Origin of the sequence: Paraglaciecola sp. (genome assembly GCF_051252315.1) — a bacterium.
Classification (GTDB): domain Bacteria; phylum Pseudomonadota; class Gammaproteobacteria; order Enterobacterales; family Alteromonadaceae; genus Paraglaciecola.
The window spans coordinates 1-18762 of record NZ_JBPOFP010000015.1 but is presented as its reverse complement, the minus strand read 5'-3'; the positions used below and the strand labels follow the sequence as shown (position 1 = coordinate 18762).

Genomic DNA, 18762 nt, shown 5'->3' with positions numbered 1-18762 from the left:
ACAGTATGCAACAAAATAAATTAGGTAAAGGTATGTTAATCATGGCTTGGATCATTGGCTTAGCTCTGCTTACATTTTTATTTGATGATCAATTAGCAAAACAACTAAATCCTAATTCGGATCCAATTAGCAGTGTTTCTTCAGGCATTGCCGAGGTTAAATTGAAGCAAAATAGGGCGGGACATTATGTAACTGGAGGCGGGATTAATGGCCAACCTGTTGTCTTTATGTTGGATACGGGAGCTACGCAAGTTTCTATACCCATGCACCTCGCTGAACAATTAAATTTACACAAAGGTAGAGCGTCTTGGGTGCAAACAGCGAATGGTCGTTTACAAGTTTTGCAAACGCGAATTCAAAGATTATCTCTAGGAGACATTCAATTAACCGATGTAGCAGCACATTTAAACCCTGCAATGCAAGATGATCAAATATTATTAGGCATGAGTGCACTGAAACAATTAGAATTCACCCAGAAGGGAGAATGGTTAATATTACGTAACTTCTGAGCCGCAGAATTAAATAGAGCCCAACATTGGGCAACATACATTATTAATATATTAAAGAGTGAACATGTTAGAAAACCACATTAAACAAGCGGTGAAAACTGCTTTGGCAGAAGACTTAGCTGGACTTGATCCTGATCAAGGAGATATTACTGCCAACTTAATTCCTAAAGAACATTCTATTAGTGCGAAAATCATTACTCGTGAAGATTGCATTTTAGCGGGGGCAGCTTGGGTAACAGAAACCTTTGCACAATTAAACCCAGATATTCAGTTGGAATGGTTTGCAAAAGATGGACAGCAACTTAATGCTAATCAAACGATCGTTACACTAAGCGGAAATGCTAGACATATATTAACGGGCGAACGTACAGCGTTAAACTTTTTGCAAACACTGTCTGCAACGGCCACTCAAGTAGCAGATTGTGTTGAAGAGCTAGCTGGCACACAAACTAAATTGTTGGACACTCGTAAAACAATACCGGGCATGCGGCTCGCCCAAAAGTATGCAGTGACATGTGGTGGTGGTCAAAACCATAGAGTAGGTTTGTATGATGCCTACCTGATTAAAGAGAATCACATCATGGCTTGTGGCTCTATTCAAGCTGCAGTAGCTAAAGCTCGTCAGCATAATCCTGAGCTGCCAATTGAAGTGGAAGTTGAATCTATTACTGAACTTCAGCAAGCTATCGATGCAAAAGCAACTATAGTCATGTTAGATAATTTTAGTTTAAATGACTTGAAACAAGCTGTAGAACTGAATAATGGGCGGTGTCAACTAGAAGTGTCCGGTAATATTACTAAACAAAGATTAAAAGAATTAGCCGCTTTAGGTGTTGACTTTATTTCATCTGGGGCTTTAACAAAAAATGTACAAGCTATTGATTTATCTTTGCTATTATTAAAGTAAGGTTGAAAAACTTCTCGCTTTAAATTGTCATGTAAAACTTGTAACTTAGTACAGACGTTTTTTGCCTGAGACTTAGGTATGCTCTTACATACTTGTCAGATGCTTAACTCGTTCTATACTGATTAGGAATTCAAAAACAACGCCTTCATCGGCAAACGGCAACAACTTTTAAAACTTAATATATTTACACAAATGTGTTGGAGAAAAACATGAACATGACTCAAATGAAACAAATGAAAAATCAAGCTGGCTTCACTCTAATCGAATTAATGATTGTTGTTGCTATCATCGGTATTTTGGCAATGATTGCATTACCTGCATACCAATCTTACACAGAAAAAGCGCGTTTTACTGAAGTGACTAACTCAACATCAGCGGCGAAAACTGCAGTTGAAATCTGTGTGCAAATGGGCCAAGCCTTAGCTGATTGTGACGCTGGTAGTCACAGTGTACCAGCTGATATTACAGTTTCTGCTACAGCCCATGGTTTAACCACTCTTAATGGCGAAATTGAAGCTGTTTATATGAGTGATGGCTCTAGTATGGCTGGAAACAAAATTGTGTTAACTCCTACTCAAGACGCTACTACCAAGGTAATTACTTGGGCTGGTGTTTGTACACCAACTACCTTATGTTAATAGGGTGAATTGTTAATAAATTAAAGGCCCGGTATATCCGGGCCTTTTTGATTCAGAATATATTTAGTGGGACAAATTATGGCCACGACCACACCTACAACATTTACTTATCAAGGCTCTAATAAAAACGGCCAAGTCGTTAAAGGCGAAATATCGGCTATGTCGGTAATAGAAGCAAAAAATCAGCTTCGTAGGCAGGGTATTTCAGCAAAAAAAGTTAAAAAATTAGCTAAACCACTGTTTGGAAAAGGTGGAGAGAAAATAAAACCTGCTGACATAGCTGTTTTGTCTAGACAAATCGCTACAATGCTAAGTGCAGGTGTGACCCTGATCCAAACCATTGACATGATTGCTGGTGGCCATTCAAACGTTAATATGCGTAAGTTGTTAGGTGAAATTGGCAATGAAGTAAAAGCCGGTAACCCTTTGTCTAACACATTACGTAAACATCCTAATTATTTTGACGATTTATATTGTGACTTAGTTGAGACTGGAGAGCAGTCCGGTGCCTTAGAAACAATTTATGATCGGATTGCTTTATATAAAGAAAAGGCAGAAGCACTTAAGTCAAAAATTAAAAAAGCAATGTTTTATCCTATCGCGGTAATCGTTGTGGCATTTATTGTCACCACCATATTGTTGATATTTGTGGTGCCACAATTTGAAGAAATATTTTCTAGTTTTGGTGCTGAATTACCTGCTTTCACCCAATTTGTATTAGCTATCTCTCGATTTATGCAAGATTATGGGTTGTTTGTGGGAGCCGGTCTTTTTGTGGGTGGCACATTATTCAGTCGAGCTCATAAAAAATCAGCTAAATTAAGGGACTCTGTTGACGCAAAAATATTAAAAATACCAGTTATTGGTGAAATTCTTAAGAAGGCTTCGGTAGCAAGATTTACTCGAACCTTATCGACTACGTTTGCTGCAGGGGTGCCACTCATTGGCGCATTAGATTCAGCAGCTGGCGCAGCTGGCAATGCGATTTTCCGAGATGCTATTCTTTTTGTTAAAAAAGAAGTATCTGGCGGTGTACAAATGAATGTGGCGATGCGTTCTACGGGGACTTTCCCTGAAATGGTTGTGCAGATGATAGCCATTGGTGAAGAAGCCGGCGCTGTTGATGAAATGTTGGGCAAAATAGCTACTATTTATGAAGCTGAGGTGGATGACATGGTGGATGGGTTAACCAGTTTGTTAGAACCTATGATCATGGCTGTGTTAGGTGTAGTGATCGGTGGTTTAATTGTCGCAATGTATCTACCCATATTTGAAATGGGTAACGTTATTTAATTCGAGTTGGGTCATCGATAGTTTTTTTCTCTTGGCTTGCTAGGAATTTTTCTGGCAAGCTACACTTCTTGGTACTGTTTTCAAAAGTTGCACTATGTCTGAAATTTTTCAATTAATGGCCGATTCGCCTACTTTTTTTATTTCCTTTATCTTTATTTTAAGTTTATTAGTGGGTAGTTTTCTGAATGTGGTTATCTACCGCTTACCTGTAATGATGGAAAATGCTTGGAAGGCAGAAATTGATGAATACGCTTCTTTTCAAAATCCAGCAAGTAAAAACTCACAGGAACAAAGCTTAGAAACAACAAAAAAGCCCGTCTTTAATTTAGTTAAACCTGATTCTACCTGCCCAAAATGCCAACATAAAATTCGGTCTTGGGAAAATATCCCTGTGATTAGCTGGTTATTATTACAAGGAAAATGTAGTCAGTGTAAGAACCCTATTTCCATACGATATCCACTGGTTGAATTAGCGACAGGTTTGTTATCGGCTTTGGTAGCATGGCACTTTGGTTACGGTTTAGCTGGATTTGCAGCTGTACTTGCTACTTGGTTATTAATCGCCATGACCTTTATTGACCTAGATACTATGTTGTTGCCAGATCAATTGACTTTAGCTTTGTTGTGGATTGGCTTGCTTATTAGCATTGAAGCTCCTTTTGTCTCAACCCAAGACGCCATTATTGGAGCGGCCGTTGGCTATTTGTGTTTATGGAGTTTGTATTGGGCTTTTAAATTGTTAACTGGCAAAGAAGGCATGGGGTATGGGGACTTTAAATTATTGGCAGCTATTGGTGCGTGGGTAGGTTGGCAGCATTTACCCGTGGTCGTGTTGTTGTCTTCTTTTGTGGGGGCTATTGTGGGTGTGACATTGTTGTCTGTTCAGGGCAAGGATAAAACGACTCCCATACCATTTGGGCCTTATTTGGCTGCGGCAGGTTGGTTAACTTTATTATATGGAGATTCGATCGTTGATTTGTATTGGCAGTGGTTGTTGCCGTGATGGCAGTTAGCCTGATGATTACAGATACTGTGGATATGTTGTTTACTTTATATGTGTTCACTATTTGCCTGGGGCATATTACATGAGTCAATTTGTCGTGGGGGTGAGTGGTGGAATTGGCAGTGGAAAAACCACAGTTACTGATTTATTTGCCGAAAAAAATATTGCTGTTATTGATGCAGATGTGATCGCCAGAGAAGTTGTCGAACCAGGTACACAAGCACTGGAACTAATTATTGAAAAATTTGGTTCAACGATTTTGACAACTGAAAACAGCCTTGATCGAAAAGCATTACGTCAACTTATTTTTGCCCATCCAGAGCAAAAAAATTGGTTAAATGCATTGCTACATCCTTTAATTCGTCAACAAATGATAGAGCAAACCAAAGGCGCAACATCAGCATATTGTCTTTTGAGTGTGCCTTTACTGGTAGAAAACAACTTAACCAGTTTAGTGAATCGAGTACTGATTGTAGATGTAGATGAGCACACTCAAATACAGCGAAGCGTATTACGAGATAAAAGTAATGAGCAGCAAATTCGTTCTATCATGCAGGCTCAAGCTACACGAGAGGAGCGTCTCAAAGTGGCTGATGATGTTATAAATAATAACCATGGCATCCAACAGTTAATTCCCCAAATAAATCGTTTACATCAAGAATATTTAACCTTAGCCAAATAATGATAGTAATTTAGCCTATTGATTTAGCTAAAAATTCTTTACAATATACGGACATGTTCAACTAAGCTGATATCTACGGCTAATTAATTACTCTGAGTAAATGTTTCTATGTCTCACGCTATTTATGAATTTCCACTCAATGAAAAGGTAAGGACTTACCTTAGACTTGAGCAGTTATTTAAGCAGCTTGAGCAAGGAAAGTTAGCCTCAGAAGATTGGCAATACATCAACTTTTTAGATTCTCTGTTTACCTTGTTAGATTTATTGGAGCGCATTGATTTACGTAATGATGTGCTTAAAGACATAGAGTTGCATGAAAAAAATTTAGTCATTTGGTCTCAACATCCCAACATCGATAACGATGCACTACAAAACGCATTACAAAAAATACTGCGTTTAAGAGAAGCTTTAAAAGGCACTAAAAAGATCGGTTCTGAACTTAAAGATGACAGGTTTTTATCTTCTATTCGTCAAAGATTTGCGATACCCGGAGGAACGTGCGGTTTTGATTTGCCTAACTTGCATTATTGGTTGCAACAACCTTTAGAAGCAAAACAGCAGAATATCAATAGTTGGTTGCAAGAAGTCATTGCGATTCAACAAGCAATGGACATGACTTTATCGTTTTTACGAGAGCGTGGTCGATTTAGCCAAGTACATGCTGAAAAAGGTTTTTATCAAGGCATTGCAGAAGACAAAAATGAACTTATTAGAGTGTTAAGTCCCACTGACCAAGGTTATTACCCTATTTTATCGGGAAACAAATATCGTTATGCCATTCGATTTACTTTGTTTACCCCCACTCCTGAAGGCAGTTCTGGGGTAGATTCTGCTGTCGACTTTAAATTGGCCAGTTGCTAAATGAGAATAACCTAAATGAATGTAAACTGCCCAACTTGCCGACAGTTAGTCGAGTGGAAAGAAACCAGCCTATTTCGCCCTTTTTGTTGTAAAAAGTGTCAGTTGATTGATCTCGGAGAATGGGCTGATGAAGAAAAGTCTATTCCCTGTGGTGCAAGTAAAGATGCCGAAACAATTGCTTTACCCGACATAGAAGATATTGAAGCTATGTTAATCGAACAATCAGAAGACTTTTTTAAAGAATAATTCCCTTTCAAGTCTGTTAATTTAACCTGAATACCGGATAAGCCGAACCTCTCGATAACGCTCTTTTTGTGCCTATCGGCGTTAGATTGTCTAGCTATAACACGTTGATACGTACGACAATCCGCCTTGCTATACACGAAAAATTTCGTCACCGAGTTAGAATTAAGCTGAGGTAATTTGACCTAATGTAACTAAGTTATTGAATTGTAGGGTTAAATCCAACTTGGTCGATACTTCTTATCCAGTACTCAGGTTAATTTACTCTCCATTTAAACTTAAAGCTTTAATCGTAAAAAACGATTACATTGATTTGTTTTAATTATTTTATTTAATTCACTCTTGAAGCTATTCTAAATCCATCGAATTAAGTTAAACCATTAAACAAACCAATTGGAGAAAATATGTCTAATCCTAATTTTACAGATAAAGCCGGTCAAGCAGTGCCACAAGTGACCTTTGCTACGCGTGCTAATGACGAGTGGGTAAGTCGCACTACAGATGAGTTATTTAAAGGTAAAACCGTTGTTGTGTTTTCTTTACCGGGTGCTTTTACTCCTACGTGTTCATCCACTCATTTACCCAGATACAATGAATTGGCAAAAACATTTAAAGCCAATGGTGTTGACGATATTATTTGTGTTTCGGTCAACGATACGTTTGTGATGAACGCTTGGGCTGAAGACCAAGAGTCAGACAATGTGACACTTATCCCTGATGGAAACGGAGAGTTTACCGATGGTATGGGGTTATTAGTTGATAAGTCTGAAATTGGCTTTGGAAAACGTAGCTGGCGTTATTCTATGTTGGTTAAAGATGGTGTTGTAGATAAAATGTTTATTGAGCCGGATTTACCAGGCGACCCATTTGAAGTCTCTGATGCTGATACCATGCTAGCTTATGTTGCACCTGAAGCTAAACCTTCTGTTGCGACAAGTATTTTAACTAAACCTGGTTGTCCACATTGTGCTAAAGCTAAAGCCTTGTTGACTGAAAAAGGCTTTGAATATGAAGAGTTAGTTATGGGTAAAGAAGTGTCGTTCACGGCTCTTAAGGCTCTATCGGGTAACGAAACATGGCCACAAGTGTTTATCGACGGTAAGTTAATTGGTGGAGCGGATGACTTAGCGTCATATTTCTCTTAACCAATTATGTGAATAAGAAGCACCTTCTGGGTGCTTTTTTTACACTTCGAATTTAGCATACATATTACAGTTGAAGTGAAACACCTTCAGGCATTAATATTGAACTTCAATATTTAATATAAGTGTGCAAAATGAAGTTACCTCGAGTCTTATTCTGGCATTGCCTATTGATAATGTGTGGTTTTTATACATCGGTTTTTGCTCAATCAATTGAATCAGAGTTTGATAAATTTGATCAAATTTATCAAAACGAACTAGGTTCTACTCAAGGCTGTAATCAACCAGAATTAGGTGTGTTCAGAGTCTGCTCTGATGTGCTTCGTAATGATGGTAATGCTCCGTTTATTTTGCATCACAATAAACCTACTTCTAAAGTTATAGTGTTATTTCATGGCCTAAGTGACTCTCCTTATTATTTAAAGTCAATCGCTCAATCATTACATCAACAAGGTCACAATGTGGTTGTTGCTTTATTGCCTGGGCACGGTAAAAAAAATGCTGATATGGATATGCAAGATTACGCTTTGTCCGATCGATGGCGAGAACATGTCAGTATTATTATGAATTTTTCAGTCGGCTTAGGTCAAGACAGGTATATGGGGGGATTTTCAACGGGAGGCGTGTTGGCTACTGAATATATGTTGTTGAATCCCAATCAATCTAAAGGTTTGATGTTATTTTCAGGTGCATTAGCGTTGCAACCCAATATAGAAACCTTAACTAAGGTCTGGGGAATTCAGTGGTTGATGAAAGTGATGGATGGCGAATATACAGGGCAGGGTGACAATCCGTATAAATATTCTTCGGTAGCCCGTTTTGCCGCGGGAGAGTTAATGGAAGTCATAAACTCCGTACGAAATATTATGGAAGACAAAAAGCCAAATATGCCTATTTTTTCTGCCCACTCTGAGGCTGATGCGACTATTCCGATTAGCGGGGTAAAAGATTTGTTAGCAAGAAATTTAGGTGACAGTGAAGCGTTCTTTATCGATGAAAAATTAGATGTATGTCATGCCGATTTAGTTATAAATCAACAACAAGCTGAAGCAATGAGTAATGATACTTCCTCAACCGATATTAGTTTAAGTTGCAGTGGGCCAAGTGCTAACCCGGAACATGCCAATATGTTAAAAGCGGTGTTGTCTTTTATGAGCCAACACTAATGAGTATACGTTAATGATAAAATGGTGTGTGTTGTTACGAGGGATAAATGTAGGTGGCAATAATATTATTCCCATGAAAGAACTGGCATCTATGCTTGAAAAAATGGGTTGTGAGCAAGTTAAAACCTATATTCAAAGTGGCAATGTGGTTTTGCATCACTCCCAAAGCGAAGCCTCAACATTAGTTGAGCTTATTCGTCAAAAAATCGCAGATACATTTCAATGCGCACCGCAAGTAATGTTGTTGAATGCAAAGCAATTCTGTACAGCCGTTCAAAACAATCCTTTTGTTGAAGCTGAATTAAAATCGGTGCATTGGTTCTTCCTTGCAGAGCAACCAACACACGCTGATTTGGTTACCTTAGAAAGCATTAAAAAACCAACAGAGTCGTATGAATTAGTTGAATCAGTTTTTTATCTGCATGCCCCAGAAGGCATTGGGCGTTCTAAATTAGTGAGTAAAGTAGAGAAATGTTTGGCCGTACCTACTACCGCTAGAAATGGTAATACTGTGACTAAACTTATGGCCATGTTGGAATTATCTCACCTAGATTAATTAGCGGCTCGTCATTGTCAGCAAATCCATTTGGAATTAGTACAACCTTGAAAAATATTTTAAATTACCTATTGGTGATCTTCCTTGTTACTTTATGTTTAACTTTAGGTCGAGTGGTACATCAATATACTTCTGTTCTGCCGCCTTCTTTATATGGCATGCTGTTATTTTCTTTGTTATTGAGCGTGGGCAATACTACTGATTTGATGCCAGATAAATTATTCGTAAAACCTATGGCAACAATCATGCGTTTTATCTCTTTTGTATTTGTGCCTGTCTCAGTAGGTTTGATGCAATACGGTGATTTAATTCTTGAAAGTGGCGGGAAAATTTTAACGGTAGGTCTAATTACTACTTTTTGCGTGATCACCTTAACCGGCTGGCTAAGTCGAAAATTTTTAGTGAATAACAGCCATGATTGAAATCTTATGGTACTCAAGTCTATCCATGTTGGTGTTTTTGTTTGGTTATTACATTCAACACAAATTTAAGCTGGCGATTTTAAATCCTCTTTTATTGACTGTCATCATTCTGATTAGTTTGTTTTTGGTTTTTGACGTTAGTTACCAAGAATATATGCAAGGGGCTGAATATCTTAATTATTTATTAGAGCCTGCTGTGGTGCTGCTAGGTTATCCCTTATATAAACAAATACATCTACTCAAATCTCAATGGAGGCAAATTACTTTGATCTGTTTGGCTGCTTCTATTTGTGCATTAACCGTGAGTGCATTATTGGCCAGAACACTTGGTTTAGAAACTTGGTTGATTGCCTCTATGGTGAGTATGAATATCACGACTGCCGTGGCGATGTCGACCAGCATCGAACTAGGAGGAATAGGGGCGATAACAGCTGTTATGGTATTAGTAGGTGGATTAAGTGGCAGTATATTTGGTGTGCTTTGGTTAGGTTTTATTGGTTTAATTAACAAGCCGGCCAAAAGTAATGTAAACAATACGCCGCAGCATGCACAACAAGTAATAGGCATGGCCATTGGCAGCGCGTCTCATGCTTTGGGTACGGCTAGTATCGCTAAGTCCTATCATGTTGCTGCCGCTTATTCTTCTACTGCATTAATCTTATGTGCGGTGATCACCGCTTTAATTGCCCCAATTTATATTCCATTTTTATTGGCTCTATAATTTGGATTTCTTAGGGTTGAATTTCAGGTATAAAAAAACCGACTTACGTCGGTTTTTTTTGGGATCTTAAATCGTTAATTAAGACTTAGGAGCACGACCCGCTTGTTTACGTAAGTTTTCAGTTAATAACTTCTTACGAATACGAATGCTTTCAGGTGTAACTTCTACTAATTCATCGTTATCGATAAATTCTAACGCTTGCTCTAACGACATAACAATAGGCGGAACCAATGTTTGTGCTTCATCGGTACCTGATGAACGTACGTTAGTTAGTTGCTTACCTTTAAGGGCGTTAACCGTTAAGTCGTTTTCACGAGAGTGAATACCAATTATCAAGCCTTCGTATACTTCAAGACCATGGCCAATGAATAAACGGCCGCGACTTTGTAAGTTAAACAATGCGTTGGTTAGGGCTTTACCCGTTGCATTAGCAATCAATACACCATTTTTACGCTGACCAATTTCGCCACCTTTATGTGGACCATAATGATCAAAAGTATGATACATCAAACCAGAGCCTGAAGTCATGGTCATAAAGTCTGTTTGGAAACCAATCAAACCACGACTAGGGATCATGAAGTCCATACGTATACGGCCTTTGCCGTCTGGTGACATATTGGTTAATTCACCTTTACGTGTACCCAGTTGTTCCATGATAGGACCTTGATGTTGTTCTTCAACATCGATGGTCACAGATTCAATTGGTTCGTGTGTTACGCCGTCTACTTCTCTCAAGATAACTTCTGGGCGAGAAACAGCTAACTCGTAACCTTCACGACGCATGTTTTCAATTAATATACCTAAGTGAAGTTCACCACGACCAGATACGCGGAATTTGTCCGGATCAGGCATTTCTTCAACTTTAAGTGCCACGTTGTGCACTAATTCGTTTTGCAAACGTTCTAGGATATTACGTGATGTCACGTATTTACCTTCTTTACCAGCAAACGGAGAGTTGTTCACTTGGAAGGTCATGGTAACAGTAGGTTCATCAACTGAAAGCGGAGGTAAAGCTTCTACTGCGTTTGGATCACAAATAGTGTCAGAGATTTTAAGCTCGCCTAAACCTGTCACTGCAACTATATCGCCGGCATCGGCAGAGTCCACTTCGTGACGCTCTAGTCCTAAATACCCTTGTACTTGGCCTACTTTGCCGTTACGAGTTTTACCGTCAGCACCAATAATTGTGACTTGCTGGTTAGGCTTAACAGAACCACGAGTAATACGGCCTATTCCAATTACACCTACATAAGAGTTGTAATCAAGTTGTGATATTTGCATTTGCAACGTACCACTAACATCTGCAGCAGGTGGCTTAACGTGTTTAACGATAGTTTCAAACAACGGAGTCATTGAATCGCTTTCTTCGTCTAAATCGTTAGTTGCCCAACCATTTATCGCAGACGCATAAACTACTTCAAAATCTAATTGGTCATCTGTCGCGCCAAGGTTATCAAACAAATCAAATACTTGATCCATAACCCAATCAGGACGAGCACCAGGCTTGTCAATTTTGTTGATGACAACAATAGGTTTTAAACCTTGAGCAAATGCTTTTTGTGTTACGAAACGCGTTTGAGGCATTGGGCCTTCTTGGGCGTCTACTAGTAACAATACTGAATCAGCCATAGACATTACACGTTCTACTTCACCACCAAAATCGGCGTGACCAGGTGTGTCTACAATATTGATGCGGTAGTCATTCCATTTAATTGCTGTGTTTTTAGCAAGAATGGTAATTCCACGCTCTTTTTCAATATCGTTTGAGTCCATCACTCGCTCTTCGGCTTCGCCGCGGCTTTCTAATGTACCAGACTGTTGTAATAACTTATCAACTAAGGTGGTTTTGCCGTGGTCGACGTGGGCAATTATGGCGATGTTCCTCAAGTTTTCGATCGAGGTGTTTGATGCACTCATTGTCTTTACTCTGTGATGGCGAATTTTGTTAGTAATTTATATACCGAACATTCGCAAAATTAACTGAAATTTTATGGGCGCGGATTGTACAGTTTTATCTAGCATTAAGCGAATCTCAAATGCATATTGCTATGAAATAAACTTAAAGTGTAGAATTCAGTAACTTGTTACTAACATCTGTATAACGTTTTGTCGCTTTTTGATGCGTATGCACCACAATTGATCTCTTGTGTGTTATTGTGGTGCAAAGTCTATATTTGAAACTGGACTAATTTAGTCGAAATTACTAAAACGAAAGGCATTCCAATAACTTATGTATGTGGCATGATAATCGCTTTCAACAAGCAACTTTTTTATTGAGTTGGGCTTTTTGCCCCGCCTAATATTTATTAAATATAATCTGGAGGACATTTATGTCAGCACAAAAGGCCTTAGACCTTATCAAAGAAAGCGAAGCTAAATTCGTTGATTTACGTTTCACCGATACTAAAGGTAAGGAACAACACGTTTCTATCCCAACTCATCAAGTTGACGAAGATTTTTTCGAAGAAGGTAAAATGTTCGATGGTTCTTCAATTTCTGGTTGGAAAGGTATCAACGAATCAGACATGATCCTTATGCCTGATGCTGAAACTGCACTTCTTGACCCATTTGCTGAAGAAACGCAAATTAACATCCGTTGCGACATTTTAGAACCAACAACTAACCAAGGCTACGATCGTGACCCACGTTCAGTTGCTAACCGTGCTGAAGAATACCTTAAGTCAACTGGTATCGGTGACACAGCTTTATTTGGTCCAGAGCCAGAGTTCTTCTTGTTTGACGACGTACGTTTCCACACAGATATGGCTGGTTCTTTCTACAAGATCGATTCATCTGAAGCTAAGTGGAACTCAGGCGCTGAGTTTGAAGAAGGTAACCTAGCTCACCGTCCAGGTGTTAAAGGCGGATACTTCCCAGTACCTCCAGTAGATTCTGCTCATGATATTCGTGCTGCTATGTGTCTAGTAATGGAAGAAATGGGTTTAACAGTTGAAGCGCATCACCACGAAGTTGCAACAGCTGGTCAAAACGAAATCGCTTGTTTGTTTAATACACTTGTTAAAAAAGCAGATGAAGTTCAAATTTATAAGTATGTAGTACATAACGTTGCTCACGCATACGGTCAAACTGCTACTTTCATGCCTAAGCCTCTTGTTGGTGATAATGGTTCTGGTATGCACGTTCACCAATCAATTTCTAAAGATGGTAAAAACATCTTTGCTGGTGACAAATATGCTGGTATGTCTGAAGAAGCCTTGTTCTACATTGGTGGTATCATCAAGCACGCTAAAGCACTAAATGCTTTCACTAACGCTTCTACTAACTCTTACAAGCGTTTAGTTCCAGGATTCGAAGCGCCAGTAATGTTAGCTTACTCTGCTCGTAACCGTTCAGCTTCTATCCGTATTCCTTATGTAACAACTGATAGAGCACGTCGTATCGAAGTACGTTTCCCTGACCCAACAGGTAACCCTTACTTGTCTTTCTCAGCTATGCTTATGGCTGGCCTTGACGGGATCAAAAACAAGATCCACCCTGGCGATTCTATGGATAAAGACTTGTATGACCTACCTGCTGAAGAAGCAGCTGCGATTCCACAAGTTGCTACTTCTTTAGAAGAAGCATTAAATGCACTAGATGCTGACCGTGATTTCTTAACGGCTGGTGGTGTTATGACTGATGACATGATTGACGCATATATCGAGCTTAAGCAAGCTGAAGTTGAAACATTGAACATGACAACTCACCCTGTTGAGTTTGACATGTACTACAGTGTTTAATAGATATAAAAATTAATACTATTTATTTTTTCAGAATAGTGTAGCCCGCGAAAGCGGGCTTTTTTTTGTCTAAAATAAAGCTACACTGAACACCTAACTTTAAGTATCAGAGCGTTTTTACCTGATATCTTGAAACGTAAGGAGAACAAGTGAGAGCATTTTACATACTGGGATTATTATTGTTATGTGTTGGCGCGTCAGCAAACGTCATATATAAAACCATACAAGCTGACGGTAGTGTTATTTACAGTGACACACCTACAGCGGGATCTACTCCAGTCAATTTATCTTCGGTAAACAATGTTGTTGTACCTGCCCTTAATGACGCGGCAAGTGCAAAGCCTGTATCTCAAAAAACGTCTAAAAATCAAAAGCCAAAAATTCAATATCAAGTTTCTATTTTGTCCCCGGCACATGAAGAAAGTATTAGGGATAATTCTGGTAATGTGTCTATTCGAGTTAATGTTTCACCTAGTGGAGCAGGTAAGGTTCAATTACTGATGGATAATCAAGTGGTTAGTACACAAACAAATCGTTTGTTTGAATTAGAAAGTGTTAATCGTGGAGCCCATATCATTCAAGTCAATTTTATCGACAACTTAGGCAAGATCCTTGCATCGTCTCAAGAGCAGACCTTTTATCTGCACAAAGCAACTGCTTTGAACAATGTTAATTAAACATATTTAATATAATTACTTTCATTTTCTGAGCAGCTAATAAATACTTTGCACTTTAATGGTGCGTTATTATTGTTGAGTTTATGACTGATCCTGTTTCTAGTGAAAATTTGTTAGATAATTTGTCTACGGCTGTCTTGCAGTTAAATGACAAAATGTGTATTGATTACGCGAATCATGCCGCTCAAGCGTTATTTGAACGAGGTTTTAGCTTACTCGCCGGTTGTCCCATTTATCAGTTCGTTACCCCGTCAAGTTTAGATGTCGAACGGCTTAAACAATCTATTCAGCAAGGTGAATCATACTCTGACAGCGAAGTTAACATTACGTTTGTTGATGGTCGCCATACTCAAGCTGACTTATCAGTGACTTCTATAGTGGATGCCCAAAGCCAGTATTTATTATTAGAATTTAGACAAATAGAACAACAAAAGAAAATAAGCCAAGAAAATCATCAATGGGCTCAGCAGCAAGCTGCGAAAGAACTCGTTCGAGGTTTAGCTCACGAAATTAAGAACCCATTAGGTGGCATTCGTGGTGCAGCACAATTGTTAGCAAAAGAGTTGCCTTCAAATGATTTAAAAGAGTTTACAAATGTCATTATTGAGCAGTCTGACCGATTACGAAATTTAGTGGATCGTTTGCTCGGGCCCAATGTGAGACCTAAATTTCATTGGTATAACGTGCACGAAGTGTTAGAGAAAGTGTGCACGTTAGTGGACCTTGATCCTAGCCATACTATATCCATAGTACGAGATTACGACCCAAGTATTCCTGACGTTTATTTAGATCAAGATATGATCCAGCAAGCAACGCTAAATATTGTCCGAAATAGTGTACAAGCGTTAATGCAACATCCCGACATTAAAGGGGAAATTCGTATAGTCACACGAATAGAAAGACGAGTGATAGTACATGGAGCTCGTTATCCATTGTGTGTCAAAGTGAGCATTGTAGACAATGGCCCAGGCATACCAAACGAACTTAAAGACACCTTGTTTTACCCTATGGTAACCACTAAAAAAGACGGCAGCGGTTTAGGTTTATCTATTTCTCAAACCTTAGTTGGTCATCATAGAGGAAAAATAGAAGTTGAAAGTTGGACAGGCAGAACCGAGTTTACCCTATATTTACCAATTGAAAGAAAGGACCCCCAGAAATGAGTGTTGAACCAGTATGGATAGTCGATGACGATAGCTCGATTCGATGGGTGTTACAAAAGGCATTACAAGCCGCGAACATTCCTTGTTTTAGTTTTGAGAACCCTGAAGATTTGTTATTACAATTACAAACTGGCCAGCCGCCAGAAGTGATTGTGTCAGATATTCGCATGCCACAAATGGATGGCATGACTTTATTAAATGAAGTGCATAAGCGGTTCGAGAATATTCCGGTCATAATCATGACCGCTCATTCCGACTTAGATAGTGCAGTCAATGCCTATCAAAGTGGTGCTTTTGAATATTTACCTAAACCTTTTGATATTGATGAAGCGGTTAATTTGGTGCAAAGAGCGTTAACGCATGCTCGCGAACAATCCAAACAATATCAAGCTCCAGAAATGGTTAAAGCGACTGAAATCATCGGTGAAGCCCCTGCTATGCAGGAAGTATTTAGAGCTATTGGGCGTTTATCTCGTTCTAGTATCAGTGTACTGATTAATGGTCAGTCAGGAACTGGTAAAGAGTTAGTTGCACAGGCGCTGCACCGTCATAGTCCGAGGTCTAGTAAAACTTTTATTGCCTTAAATATGGCTGCAATTCCAGCTGATTTGATAGAGTCTGAGTTATTTGGTCATGAGAAAGGGGCTTTCACAGGGGCGCAAGGTGCGAGACAAGGGCGTTTTGAGCAGGCCGATGGTGGTACGTTATTTTTAGACGAAATCGGTGATATGCCATTAGATGTGCAAACTCGTTTATTGCGGGTGTTAGCAGACGGGCAGTTTTATCGCGTGGGTGGCCATAACCCTGTAACGGTTGATGTTAGGATTATTGCTGCTACTCACCAAAATTTAGAGCAAAGAGTGGCTGACGGGAAGTTTAGGGAAGATTTATTTCATCGCTTAAATGTCATCCGAATACATATACCTCAATTAAGCGAAAGACGTGAAGATATTCCATTATTAGCGGGGCATTTCTTACAAACTGCAGCGCAAGAATTAGCCGTTGAAGCAAAATCTCTTGGTAAAGAAACACGTAAGGTGCTTCAGCAGTTACCTTGGCCAGGTAATGTGAGACAACTTGAAAACATGTGTCGTTGGCTGACCGTTATGGCCAGTGGGCAAGAAGTTTTGGTGAGTGATTTGCCTCCAGAGATCCATGAGCAACCTGTAGCGAGTGAGCAAGGTAGTGCATCAGGTGATTGGAAAACTATGTTAGCAAGTTGGGCTGATATTCAACTGCAATCTGGACAAAATAATATATTAGATGAAGCCACCATGAATTTTGAACGTATTATGTTAGAACGTGCGTTGCATTACACCCATGGACATAAACAAGATGCAGCCAAACGTTTAGGCTGGGGAAGAAATACACTTACACGTAAGTTAAAAGAACTCAATATGTGACAGTCATTTTGAATAGCATAAAAAGTCGCATTATTAAAAAAGCCAATTGTTTAACAATTGGCTTTTTTGTTTGGATTAACCATTGTTTAAATGGCAATTCAGGACTATGTTCAAATGGAAGGAAGCAATAAGTCGTTCTTTTATCTAACAAAATAGGTGTAATAATTAACCCAAGTTGGTCTTTTTCCATGCCCTGATGAAGTGAGTTGTAGTACAGGACATTTAACTACAAGGATATTTACTCATGAAACAACACAAAACTCTTCTGTTCTCTACTAGTTTCATTTTGATGGCAAGTGTTACCAATGCTGAAGAATCGTCTCAAACAAAGATTGATCGAGCTATGTCAGCAGCTCCTCCCGCAATTAGTGCGAAAGCGACGGTTATGCAGGGGGATGGAACGATATTAAAACAAGGTACAAACGGCTGGATATGTCTGCCAGATGTTATGCCTAATGATAAAAACCCAATTTGTAATGATGCAACTTGGATGAAAATGTTACAGGCTTTAACTACCAAAGCACCTTTTGAGCCTGACAGTATTGGAATCTCTTATATGTTAAAAGGGGATTATGGCGCTGGTGTGAGTAACTCTGATCCGTATCACAACAACCATAAAGATGCTAAAGACTATGTGGAAACAGGGCCCCATATGATGATCATCGTGCCTAAAGCCATGTTAAAGGGATTACCTACCGATCCTAGTGTTGGAGGACCTTATGTTATGTGGCCAGATACGCCTTATGCACATATTATGATCCCAATAGACGACAGTAAGATTTTGATGCATAACCATAAGCATTAATAGTTCAAGGTTAGATATAGGCTATCAATGTATTCTTAGAAGTAACTTTTTCTCAGGAGGCTGTGATGAATAAACGAGTATCTATTTACATTATTTGTGGGTGTTTGGTGTGGTTAGCGACTTCTCTAAATGCTTCTCTTCAAAAGCCTTCGCCGACATTAGATCCTATTACCACACCTCATTTCGATGCGTTTTATATTGCGCAGCGAGCGGCTTTGCCTACATCCCGGAAAGTATCTATTGCAGAGGTGACAGTAAGTTTTGACTCAGACTGGCTGTTCAAGTTTAAAGGAAGTACGACTTCTAAATATCGTAAGCGGATTGTGAAAGAGTATAGTCAAATGCTTAAGAAACAAATTGCAAGTAAATTGAGTCGTTCAGGTTGGCAAGTAGTAGACAATGATGGGAGTGCGGTGTTAAGTGTGAAAGCACATTTAAAAGACTTGTATATTGAAGGTCCGGAAAAGATAAATAGAGAACATCAATTAGTTAGAAATATTGGTCAATCGACAATCGTCATAGAGGTAAAAGGTGTCGATGATAACCCGATATTTTTAATAGAAGATCGACGTAGTACAGGTGGTTTATCTAGCAACTTTATCGAAACAGATCGCGCAATGAACTTTTCATGGTTTAATAAATTAGTTGGCAACTGGGCAACAATTTTTGTGGCGTACCTGGATATGAGTACCCCAGAATTAAATAAAGATGTAAATCCTTCCTAGCTTTATGAAGTAAAACATAGCGAACTAATTAGGTTAGCTATGTTTTGCTTACATTCAGTTTACTTATCAAGAGGTTTTTCGTAGTTCGGAAACCAAGTCAAGGCCA

The 18762-nt window shown here is 39.0% G+C and carries 20 protein-coding genes; 19 read left to right on the top strand and 1 reads right to left on the bottom strand.

Annotated features, from left to right (window positions below; translation table 11 throughout):
* The first annotated feature begins 5 nt into the window (after positions 1 to 5).
* From ACSHXM_RS04750 to ACSHXM_RS04690, 13 genes are all read left to right on the top strand, one after another.
* On the top strand, positions 6 to 509 hold the full coding sequence (locus tag ACSHXM_RS04750; protein WP_435687587.1) for a retropepsin-like aspartic protease family protein: 504 nt from the start codon (positions 6 to 8) through the stop codon (positions 507 to 509).
* Positions 510 to 573: 64 nt separating this feature from the next.
* Positions 574 to 1416 (top strand): carboxylating nicotinate-nucleotide diphosphorylase, encoded by an 843-nt coding sequence (gene nadC, locus ACSHXM_RS04745; RefSeq protein ID WP_435687586.1) that lies wholly within the window; start codon positions 574 to 576, stop codon positions 1414 to 1416.
* A 209-nt stretch (positions 1417 to 1625) separates the two neighbouring features.
* Positions 1626 to 2054, top strand: coding sequence for a pilin (locus ACSHXM_RS04740; RefSeq protein WP_435687585.1), 429 nt, complete (start codon positions 1626 to 1628; stop codon positions 2052 to 2054).
* Positions 2055 to 2132: 78 nt separating this feature from the next.
* A complete protein-coding gene (locus ACSHXM_RS04735; protein ID WP_435687584.1) occupies positions 2133 to 3347 on the top strand; it encodes a type II secretion system F family protein in 1215 nt (404 codons plus the stop codon).
* Positions 3348 to 3441: 94 nt separating this feature from the next.
* On the top strand, positions 3442 to 4350 hold the full coding sequence (locus tag ACSHXM_RS04730) for a prepilin peptidase (RefSeq protein ID WP_435687583.1): 909 nt from the start codon (positions 3442 to 3444) through the stop codon (positions 4348 to 4350).
* Positions 4351 to 4432: 82 nt separating this feature from the next.
* The gene (gene coaE, locus ACSHXM_RS04725) at positions 4433 to 5032 is read left to right on the top strand and encodes a dephospho-CoA kinase (RefSeq protein ID WP_435687582.1); all 600 of its coding nucleotides are present in this window, start codon (positions 4433 to 4435) and stop codon (positions 5030 to 5032) included.
* 108 nt (positions 5033 to 5140) lie between these two features.
* Positions 5141 to 5893, top strand: a complete 753-nt coding sequence (zapD, locus tag ACSHXM_RS04720; protein WP_435687581.1) for a cell division protein ZapD — start codon at positions 5141 to 5143, stop codon at positions 5891 to 5893.
* Between the two features lie 15 nt (positions 5894 to 5908).
* On the top strand, positions 5909 to 6139 hold the full coding sequence (gene yacG, locus ACSHXM_RS04715; protein ID WP_435687580.1) for a DNA gyrase inhibitor YacG: 231 nt from the start codon (positions 5909 to 5911) through the stop codon (positions 6137 to 6139).
* 401 nt (positions 6140 to 6540) lie between these two features.
* On the top strand, positions 6541 to 7281 hold the full coding sequence (locus tag ACSHXM_RS04710) for a glutathione peroxidase (protein WP_435687579.1): 741 nt from the start codon (positions 6541 to 6543) through the stop codon (positions 7279 to 7281).
* Between the two features lie 131 nt (positions 7282 to 7412).
* Positions 7413 to 8444, top strand: a complete 1032-nt coding sequence (locus ACSHXM_RS04705) for an alpha/beta hydrolase (protein ID WP_435687578.1) — start codon at positions 7413 to 7415, stop codon at positions 8442 to 8444.
* A gap of 13 nt (positions 8445 to 8457) precedes the next feature.
* Positions 8458 to 9000: a DUF1697 domain-containing protein gene (locus ACSHXM_RS04700; RefSeq protein ID WP_435687577.1), complete on the top strand. Its 543-nt coding sequence runs from the start codon at positions 8458 to 8460 to the stop codon at positions 8998 to 9000.
* 47 nt (positions 9001 to 9047) lie between these two features.
* A complete protein-coding gene (locus ACSHXM_RS04695; RefSeq protein WP_435687576.1) occupies positions 9048 to 9422 on the top strand; it encodes a CidA/LrgA family protein in 375 nt (124 codons plus the stop codon).
* A complete protein-coding gene (locus ACSHXM_RS04690; protein WP_435687575.1) occupies positions 9415 to 10143 on the top strand; it encodes an LrgB family protein in 729 nt (242 codons plus the stop codon). Before ACSHXM_RS04695 ends, ACSHXM_RS04690 begins: the two co-directional genes overlap by 8 nt.
* 78 nt (positions 10144 to 10221) lie before the next feature.
* Here the strand turns inward: ACSHXM_RS04690 and typA are convergent, their stop codons facing one another.
* Entirely contained in the window at positions 10222 to 12060 is a 1839-nt protein-coding gene (typA, locus tag ACSHXM_RS04685) for a translational GTPase TypA (protein WP_435687574.1), read from the bottom strand.
* Positions 12061 to 12473: 413 nt separating this feature from the next.
* On the opposite strand from typA, the gene glnA reads away from it, so the two are divergent.
* The 6 genes from glnA to ACSHXM_RS04655 all read left to right on the top strand — a co-directional run bounded on the left by glnA (position 12474) and on the right by ACSHXM_RS04655 (position 18656).
* Positions 12474 to 13883, top strand: a complete 1410-nt coding sequence (glnA, locus tag ACSHXM_RS04680) for a glutamate--ammonia ligase (RefSeq protein ID WP_435687573.1) — start codon at positions 12474 to 12476, stop codon at positions 13881 to 13883.
* A gap of 149 nt (positions 13884 to 14032) precedes the next feature.
* Positions 14033 to 14560 (top strand): DUF4124 domain-containing protein, encoded by a 528-nt coding sequence (locus ACSHXM_RS04675; RefSeq protein ID WP_435687572.1) that lies wholly within the window; start codon positions 14033 to 14035, stop codon positions 14558 to 14560.
* Between the two features lie 83 nt (positions 14561 to 14643).
* The gene (glnL, locus tag ACSHXM_RS04670) at positions 14644 to 15723 is read left to right on the top strand and encodes a nitrogen regulation protein NR(II) (RefSeq protein ID WP_435687571.1); all 1080 of its coding nucleotides are present in this window, start codon (positions 14644 to 14646) and stop codon (positions 15721 to 15723) included.
* Entirely contained in the window at positions 15720 to 17126 is a 1407-nt protein-coding gene (glnG, locus tag ACSHXM_RS04665) for a nitrogen regulation protein NR(I) (RefSeq protein WP_435687570.1), read from the top strand. The genes glnL and glnG overlap by 4 nt, the downstream gene beginning before the upstream one ends.
* Before the next feature lie 244 nt (positions 17127 to 17370).
* Positions 17371 to 17931 (top strand): hypothetical protein, encoded by a 561-nt coding sequence (locus tag ACSHXM_RS04660; protein WP_435687569.1) that lies wholly within the window; start codon positions 17371 to 17373, stop codon positions 17929 to 17931.
* Between the two features lie 65 nt (positions 17932 to 17996).
* On the top strand, positions 17997 to 18656 hold the full coding sequence (locus ACSHXM_RS04655; protein ID WP_435687568.1) for a hypothetical protein: 660 nt from the start codon (positions 17997 to 17999) through the stop codon (positions 18654 to 18656).
* The last annotated feature ends 106 nt before the right edge of the window (positions 18657 to 18762 follow it).